Origin of the sequence: Longimicrobium sp. (genome assembly GCF_048594345.1) — a bacterium.
GTDB lineage: Bacteria > Gemmatimonadota > Gemmatimonadetes > Longimicrobiales > Longimicrobiaceae > Longimicrobium.
This window is the reverse complement of record NZ_JBMDXM010000001.1, coordinates 1-4,092: the sequence shown is the minus strand read 5'-3', so window position 1 is coordinate 4,092 and position 4,092 is coordinate 1. Positions and strand designations below refer to the sequence as shown.

Genomic DNA, 4,092 nt, shown 5'->3' with positions numbered 1-4,092 from the left:
CATCGGCCGTCCGATCGCCAACGCGCGGGTCTACGTGCTGGACGGGTCGCTGCGCCCGCAGCCGGCGGGGGTGCCGGGCGAGCTGCTCATCGGCGGCCCGGGGGTGACCCGCGGCTACCTGGGCCGCGCGGGGCTCACGGCGGAGCGCTTCGTCCCGGATCCCTTCTCCACGCAGCCCGGCGCGCGGCTGTACCGCACGGGCGACCGAGCGCGGTGGACGGCGGCGGGGGTGCTGGAGTACCTGGGCCGGACGGACGCGCAGGTGAAGGTGCGGGGCTTCCGCATCGAGCCGGGCGAGATCGAGACGGTGCTGCGCGCCTGCCCGGGCGTGGCGGAGTGCGCCGTGGTGGCCCGCGAGGCCGCGGCCGGCGACACGCGGCTGGTGGCGTACGTGGTGGGCACGGCGGAGGTGGACGCGCTGCGGGCCACCCTGCGGGCCGGCCTGCCGGACTACATGGTGCCGGGCGCCTTTGTGGCGCTGGACGCGCTGCCGCTGACCCCCAACGGCAAGCTGGACCGCCGGGCGCTGCCGGCGCCGGAGTACGCCGGCGCGGCGGCCTCGCTTCCCCCGCGCAACGAGCTGGAGCGCGCCGTGGCCGGGGTGTGGCGCGACGTGCTGGGCGTGGCCGAGGTGGGCGCGTCGGACAACTTCTTTGACCTGGGCGGAAGCTCGCTCCTGCTGAACCGCGTGTTCATCCGCCTGCGCGAGCTGCGGGCCGACCTGCGGATGGTGGACCTGTTCCGCTTTACCACGGTGGAGGCGCTGGCGGGCTACCTGGGTGCCGAAGACACCGGCGGCGCCGGCGAGCTGGCCGACAGCCGCTCGCGCGCCGAAGAGCGCAGGAACTCCCGGCGCCGCGGCCGGACCGGCTGAGAGCCGGCCGTCCCGGGTCCCGGGCCCGCGCATGGAAGCCCCGCTTCCGTGCGCGGGCTTCGGAGGGCGGACGGGACACCCGTTATCCGACGAAAACATTTCAGACAGTGCATCCGAGGCCGATGGCGGCCCAACCGGCGACCTGAGGGAAAGTCACATGGAGTTTGAAGACCGGGCAGACGAGATCGCGGTGATCGGCATGAGCTGCCGCTTCCCCGGCGCGCGCGACACGGCCGAGTTCTGGAAGAACCTGAGCGCGGGCGTGGAGTCCATCCGCACGTTCACGGACGAGGAGCTGATTGCGGCGGGCACCTCGCCCGAGCGGCTGCGCAACCCGGCGTTCGTGCGCGCGCACGGGGCCATGGACGACGTGTTCGCGTTCGACGCGCCCTTCTTCGGCGTGAGCCACCGCGAGGCGCAGGTGCTGGATCCGCAGCACCGCGTCTTCATGGAGTGCGCCTGGAGCGCGCTGGAAGACGCGGGCGTGGACCCGTCGCGCTTTGCGGGAAGCATCGGCGTGTACGCCGGCTCCGGCTTTAGCCCCCACGTGCGGCAGGTGCTGGAGGATCCCGAGCTGTCCGCGCTGGTGCCGTGGGAGATGGTGCTCTTCAGCAACGACAAGGACTTCCTTACCACCCGCGTGTCGTACAAGCTGGGGCTGCACGGCCCCAGCGTGGCGGTGCAGACGGCGTGCAGCACCTCGCTGGTGGCCATCCACATCGCCTGCCAGAGCCTGCTGAACCGCGAGTGCGACGTGGCCCTGGCGGGCGGCGCCACCATCTGGCCGTCGCCGGTGGCGGGCTACCAGTACCAGGAGGGCGGCATCAACTCCCCCGACGGCCACTGCCGCGCCTTCGACGCGCGGGCCGCGGGGATGGTGCCGGGCTCCGGCGCCGGCGTGGTGACGCTCAAGCGGATGGTGGACGCCCTTCGCGACGGCGACCCCATCCACGCCGTGGTCAAGGGCTCGGCCATCAACAACGACGGGGCGGGGAAGATCGGCTACACCGCGCCCAGCGTGCAGGGGCAGTCGAAGGCGATCGCCGAAGCGGTGGCGCTGGCCGGGATCGAGCCGTCCGACATCTCGTTCGTGGAGACGCACGGCACGGGGACGCCGCTGGGCGACCCCATCGAGATCGCGGCGCTCAAGGAGGTGTTCGCCGGGGTGGACGCGGGTACCGTGGCGCTGGGCGCCACCAAGCCCAACATCGGCCACCTGGACACCGCGGCGGGCGTGGCGGGCTTCATCAAGACGGTGCTGGCGCTGAAGCACGGCGCCGTGCCCCCCGTGCCGCACTTCCAGCGCCCCAACCCCGAGCTGGGGCTGGAGGGCTCGCCCTTCTTCGTCAACGCGTCGCTGCGCCCGTGGGCCAGCGGCGGCGCCCCGCGCCGCGCGGGGGTAAGCTCGTTCGGCATCGGCGGCACCAACGCGCACGCCGTGCTGGAGGAGGCGCCCGCGCTTCCCGCGCTTCCGGAGACGGACGCCGCGCAGCTGGTGGTCCTGAGCGCCAGGAACGAGGCCGCGCTGGAGCGCATGCGCGCCAACCTGGCCGCGCACCTGGAGCAGAACCCGGACGTCCCGCTGGCCGACGTCGCCTGGACCCTGCAGGAAGGCCGGGCCGCGCACCCCTACCGCTGGGCCGCCGCCGCCCGCGACGCGCGGGGCGCGCGCGAGGCGCTGGCCGCGCCCGTCCGCGGCACGGCCAGGCGCGCCGCCGAGCCCGCGCCCCCCGTCGCCTTTCTGTTCCCCGGCCAGGGGACGCAGCACGCGGGGATGGGGCGCGAGCTGTACGAGCGCGAGCCGGTGTTCCGCTCCGAAATGGACCGCTGCGCCCAGGCGCTGCTCCCCGAGCTGGGGATGGACCTGCGCACCGCGCTGTTCCCCGCCGCCGGCGCCGAGGCCGAGGCCGGCGCGCTGCTGCAGGAGACGCGGCTCACGCAGCCCGCGCTGTTCGCCACCGAGTACGCGCTGGCCAAGCTGTGGATGAGCCGCGGGGTCCAGCCGGCGGCCATGCTGGGCCACAGCATCGGCGAGTACGTGGCCGCCTGCCTGGCGGGGGTGTTCACCGTGGAAAGCGCGCTGCGGCTGGTGGCGGCGCGCGGGCGGCTGATGCAGTCGCTTCCCGCGGGCGCCATGCTGGCGGTGCCCATGCCCGAGTCGGCGGTGGCCCCGCTCCTTCCCGACGCCGTGTCGCTGGCGGCCGTGAACAGCGCCGCGCACTGCGTGGTGAGCGGCGAGACGGCCCAGATCGACGCCGTGGAGAAGCTGCTGGCCGCGCGCGACGTGGCCGCCCGCCGGCTGCACACCTCGCACGCGTTCCACTCCGCGGCCATGGAGCCGATCCTGGCCGCGTTCGAGGACGAGGTGCGCCGCGCGCGCCCCGCCGCGCCGTCGCTCCCCTTTCTGTCCAACGTCACCGGCGACTGGATCACGGCCGGGCAGGCCACGGACCCCGGGTACTGGGTGCGCCACCTGCGCAACACCGTGCGCTTCGCGGACGGCGTAAGCCGGCTGCTGGAGGATCCCACGCGCGTGCTGCTGGAGGTGGGCCCGGGCGAGACGCTGGGCACCTTTGCCCGCCGCACCCCCGGCGGCGCGGACCGCGTGATCGTGAAGAGCCTGGCCCGCGCCGACAAGCCGGCGCCGGCGGACCTGGCGTTCCTGGACGCCGCGGGCGCCCTGTGGGCCGCCGGCGTGGAGATGGACTGGTCCGCCCTGCGCGGCGGGGCCGTGCGCCGCAAGGTGGCGCTCCCCACCTATCCGTTCGACCGCACCGTCCACGTGGCGCAGCCGCGCCCCGCCGCTCCCGCGGCCCCGGCCCCCGCCGCGGACGCGCTTTCCCCGTCGTCGCCCGTCCGTTCCGACGCGCCCGCTTACCCCGAGCTGACCCAGCCGCCCGTGCAGACCGAATCGATCCAGGCCCCGGGGCGCGTGTCCCGCATCGTCGCCACCCTTACGGAGGCCCTTGCCCGCATGCTGGGCACGGAGCCGGCGCAGGTAAGCACCGGCGCCATGTTCCTGGACCTGGGCGCCGACTCGCTGCTGCTGATGCAGTTCAGCCGTACGGTCGAAAGCCTGTTCGGCGTGCGCGTGCCGTTCCGCCGCTTCCTGGAGGAGCTTTCCACCCTCGACGACCTGTCGGCGCACCTGGACGGGGCGCTGCCGGCCGACTTCGCGCTCCCCGGCCAGCCCGAGCCCGAGGCCGAGCCCGCGCCGG

Annotated in this window: 2 protein-coding genes; both read left to right on the top strand. The window is 74.7% G+C overall.

What is annotated here, in order from left to right:
• The coding region (locus ACOJUJ_RS00010) for an AMP-binding enzyme (protein ID WP_420124783.1) at window positions 1-874 on the top strand (874 nt) is incomplete at its 5' end.
• A gap of 157 nt (window positions 875-1,031) precedes the next feature.
• Window positions 1,032-4,092: type I polyketide synthase (locus ACOJUJ_RS00005; RefSeq protein ID WP_420124782.1), on the top strand; the 3,061-nt coding region annotated here is incomplete at its 3' end.